Origin of the sequence: Thauera linaloolentis 47Lol = DSM 12138, assembly GCF_000310205.1 — a bacterium.
GTDB lineage: Bacteria > Pseudomonadota > Gammaproteobacteria > Burkholderiales > Rhodocyclaceae > Thauera > Thauera linaloolentis.
Genome location: NZ_AMXE01000146.1, coordinates 1 through 4544 on the forward strand (window position 1 = coordinate 1; position 4544 = coordinate 4544).

Below are 4544 nucleotides of genomic sequence, written 5' to 3' on the forward strand. Positions count from 1 at the left end.
AACCCCGCCAGTTCATCTTCGGCCTGGAGGATTCCGGCCTGGACTATGAAGCCGGCGACGCGCTGGGCGTGTGGCCGACGAACTGCCCGGAGCTGGTCGCCGACATGCTGGCCGCCCTCGAGCTGCCGGCCTCGGCCCCCGTCCCGGTCGAGAATCTGGGCGACCTGCCGATCGTCGAGGCGTTGCTGCGCCACCGGGACATCGCGAGAATCACCACCGACATCCTGGGCTTCATCCGGGACCGCTCCGGCAGCAAGGTGCTGGCCGATCTGCTCGAGCCCGAACGTGCGCAGGATCTCAAGCAGTGGCTCGAGGGGCGCCAGATCGTGGACCTGCTGGAGGCGTTCCCGATCCAGGTCTCCGCGCGGGAATGGAGCGCGGCGCTCAAGCGCCTGCAGCCGCGCCTGTATTCGATCTCGTCCAGCCCCAAGGCGCAGGTCGGCGAAGCCCATCTCACGGTCGGGATCGTACGCTACGAGCATGGGGGCAGGCCGCGGCGCGGCGTGTGCTCGGCCTTCCTGGCCGACCGGGCCGGCGACGGCGAAATCCCGATCTTCGTGCACAAGTCGGCGCACTTCCGCCCGCCCGCCGGCAAGGACACGCCGATGATCATGGTGGGGCCGGGCACGGGCGTGGCGCCGTTCCGCGGTTTCCTGCACGAGCGCCGCGCACGCGGCGACACCGGGCGCAACTGGCTGTTCTTCGGCGAGCAGCACGCCGCCACCGATTTCTACTACCGTGACGAACTGCAGGGCATGCACGGCGATGGCCTGCTGACCCGGCTCAGCCTGGCCTTCTCGCGCGACCAGGCGGAGAAGATCTACGTCCAGCAGCGCATGATCGAGCAGGGTGCGCAATTGTGGGCGTGGCTGCAGGACGGCGCGCATTTCTACGTCTGCGGCGATGCCGCGCGCATGGCGCGCGACGTCGATGCCGCGCTGAAGCAAGTGGTGGCCACCCATGGCGGCATGAATGCCGAGTGCGCCGCCGAATGGGTGGCGGAGTTGAGCCGCGGCAAACGCTATCTGCGCGACGTGTATTGATGTTTCCGGCCCGTGCTGTCCGCGCTCACACCATCGCCAGGAAGTCCTGCCAGTCCTCGATCGGCAGGGGCCTGCCGAACAGGTAGCCCTGGAAGAATTCACAGCCGTGCAGGCGCAGGAACTCGCGCTGGGTCGGCGTTTCGACGCCTTCGGCGATCACTTCCAGGTCGAGGGCGTGGCTCATCGACAGGATGGCGAGCACGATGGTCTCGCTGCCTTCATCCTGCGCCATGTCGCGGATGAAGGACTGGTCGATCTTCAACTGGGCGAAGGGCAGGCGTTTCAGGTAGGACAGCGAGGAGTAGCCGGTGCCGAAGTCGTCGAGGGCGAAGTGGATGCCCAGTTCGCGCAACTGGTTCATGCGCGTGATGCTCTCGTCCAGGTCGTCCAGGATGGCGCTTTCGGTGAGTTCGAGCTTCAGCCGGGAGGGATCGATGCCCGCGTTCTCCACGGTGCGGCGCACGAGGGTGACGAAATCCGCCTGGCGGAACTGCCGTGCGCTGACATTGACCGCGATCGACAGGTGGCGGGTCGACGACGACTGCTGCCAGCGCGCGAGCTGCGTACAGGCGGTGTCGAGCACCCACTGGCCGATCTGCACGATCAGCCCGGTGTCCTCGGCCAGCGGGATGAAGTCGGCCGGCGATACCGTCGTGCCCGCGGCGCCGGGCCAGCGGATCAAGGCTTCGGCGCCGGCGAGGCGGCCGTGGCGGTCGACCTGGGGCTGGTACAGCAGGCGGAAGCCGCCGGTGTTGAGGGCTTCGCGCAGGCCGATCTCCATGCGCGCATGGGCGTCGACCACCGCCTGCATCGCCGGGTTGAAGAAGCGGATGGCGTTGCGGCCATTTTCCTTGGCGGAGTAGAGCGCGACTTCGGCCTGCTTCAACAGCGTTTCGGGGGAGGACGCCTTGCCGCGGAACAGGCTGATGCCGACGCTCAAGGTGGCGTAGTAGGGGCCTTCCTGCGCGTCACCCAACTGGTAGGGGGCGTCCAGTTCGCGATGCAGCTTCTTCGCGATCAGTTCCGCGCGCGCAATGGCATCGGTCTCGTTGGTGCCGACGTTTTCGATGATGATGGCGAAATCGTCGTCGCCATGGCGTGCGACAGTGTCGTCTTCGCGCAGCGCTTCCTGCAGGCGGTCGCCGAGTTCCTTCAGCAACTGGTCGCCGATGGCGTGGCCGCGCGAATCGTTCAGTTTCCGGAAGCGGTCGATGTCCAGCAGCATCAGCATGCCCCACGCTTCGCTGCGGCTGCTGCCGCGGATCGCCTGCTCCAGGCGATCGCGCAGCAGGGCCCGGTTGGGGAGCCCGGTCAGCGGGTCGTAGTAGGCCAGGCGGTGCAGCAGCGCTTCGGACTGCTTGCGCTGGGTGATGTCTTCCTTGACCGCGACATAGTGCGTGATCGTGCCGTCGGGCTGCTTGATCGGCGCGACCGTGGCGAGTTCGAGGTAGCCCGAGCCGTCCTTGCGGGAGTTGTGGAACTCGCCGCGCCACACTTCGCCGCGCGTCAGCGTCGCCCACAGGTCCACGTAGGTTTCCTTGGGCGTCCTGCCGGTGTTCAGGACGCGCGGATTCTGCCCGATGACCTCTTCGCGGGTGTAGCCGGTGATGCGCAGGAAGGCGTCATTGACGTACTCGATGCGGGCGTCGGTGTCGGTGATGACGATGCATTCCGGGCTCTGCTCTATGGCCATCGACAGCCGCCGCAGTTCGGCGTCGCGCCGCTCGATTTCCTCGGCCATGTGGTTGATGCCGGCGCTGACGTCGTCCAGTTCGCGCACCGCCGAGCCATGGCCTATGCGCGTATCCAGGTTGCCCGCGGCGATGTGGGCGACCACGTTGCGCACGCGCGCGGTCCAGACTTCGATCAACTGGTAGATGTAGAGGCGGGCGATGAGGGCCGACAGCAGGGCCACGGCCGCGAATACCGCGAGCTGGATGTGGAAGCGCTTGTCGACGGCGTTCAGCGAATGCTTCAGCGGCGCGCCGATGGCGATCAGGTCCTTGTCCGGCACGAAGCCGGGCATGGCCAGGCCGTACAGGCGCCGCTTTCCGTCGGGGCCGGTCAATTCCGCGATGCTGCTGCTCTCCGTCAGCGTCCGGTGAAGAAGCGCCAGCTCGTCGGCGGGAAGGGCGTGGCCGCGCCACTGCTCGGCGTCGGGATGGTGCGCGAGGATCCTGCCGTGCCCGTCGATCAGGCTGGCTTCCCAGCCCGGCGGCAGCTTGAAGTCGTCGATCAGCTTGTTCAGCCAGTTCAGCGAGATCGCCGCGAAGACGAGGCCGCGCACTTCGCCGCGGGGGCCGCTCAGCGGGTAGCCGAACACCAGTACCGACTGGCTCGAGATGCGGCCGACATGGAATTCTCCGCGCGTGATTTCACCGCCCCGCATGGCAGCCTGGAACCAGGCGCGGTCGGAGACGTTGATGGCTTCGCTTTTCGGCAGGGCGCTGCAGAAGACGGTGCCATCCGGCAGGGCCGCGCCAATGTTGACGAAATCCTCCAGGGTGTCCAGCAGCCGGCGCGCGACGTCGTCGCAGCGGGCGCTGTCCGGCGAACGGAGTTCGTCCGACTCGGCCATGAGCCGCAGTGCGAGGCCGACAGCCTTGTGGGCCTCGTCGGCTTCCCGCCTGGCGACCGTCAGATACTGGGCGATCTCCTCGTGCGCGCGCTTGATGGTTTGCGTGCGCTGGTCGTGATAGTCGAACAGCACGAACATCAGCACGGGTGCCAGGGCAAGACCGATGGTCAGCCACAGTCGCAGGCGCAGCGATTTGCGGATCATCTCGTCTCTTGCATGTCGTGTTGGTCGGTAGCCACGCTTGCGGGTCGTTGGTGCGCACGCGTGCAATATGCCCCAATCTGGGCAACCTGTCCCGTGGCGATTACCCGTGGGCGCCGAGTCCATCACGGTCCGAAGATGCCCCGGGGCCCTTTCCGCCCGTTCCGCGAGAGCCGGCGAGGAATGCCCGCCGGCCGGCGCGGCGGGCGCCCTATCTGAGCTTGAAGCCGCGTTCGCGCAGGGCTTCGACGAGGCGGTCGCGGCCCGACAGGGTCTGCGGGCCGGCGATGCGCTTGGCCGAATGCACGGCCCAGGTGCCATGCACGTTCATGCGCTGTGCATCGTAGAAATGGGCCATCGCGGCGTTGTAGGCTTCGATGCCGGGTTCCTGCGCGGCCAGTGAGTATTTTTCGTGGTGGAGCACGACCGATTGCGGGAGGCGAGGCTTGACTGCCGCGGGCCGGGCGGGATCGGGGTGGCCGACGCACATGCCGAATACGGCCACCACGCCCTGGGGCAGCGCCAGCAGCTCGGCGACCTTTTCGGGCTGGTCGCGCATGCCGCCGATGTAGACCGTGCCCAGGCCGAGCGATTCGGCCGCGGCGGCCGCGTTCTGCGCGGCGAGCGCAGCGTCGATGACGCCGACGAGGAACATCTCGGCATAGTCGAGCGCGCCGGCGGGCCGCCCGGTGATTTCGGCGATCCGGGCCAGGCGGGCGAGG

3 protein-coding genes are annotated in these 4544 nt (G+C 67.6%); 1 reads left to right on the forward strand and 2 read right to left on the reverse strand.

The window, feature by feature from the left end:
- Nucleotides 1-1043 (forward strand): diflavin oxidoreductase (locus C666_RS18620; protein ID WP_004348266.1); only part of this gene is annotated, 1043 nt, incomplete at its 5' end.
- A gap of 25 nt (nucleotides 1044-1068) precedes the next feature.
- Here the strand turns inward: C666_RS18620 and C666_RS18625 are convergent.
- Both C666_RS18625 and C666_RS18630 read right to left on the reverse strand, forming a co-directional pair.
- The gene (locus tag C666_RS18625) at nucleotides 1069-3825 is read right to left on the reverse strand and encodes a bifunctional diguanylate cyclase/phosphodiesterase (protein WP_004348268.1); all 2757 of its coding nucleotides are present in this window, start codon (nucleotides 3823-3825) and stop codon (nucleotides 1069-1071) included.
- Between the two features lie 208 nt (nucleotides 3826-4033).
- Nucleotides 4034-4544: nitroreductase family protein (locus C666_RS18630; protein ID WP_004348269.1), on the reverse strand; the 511-nt coding region annotated here is incomplete at its 5' end.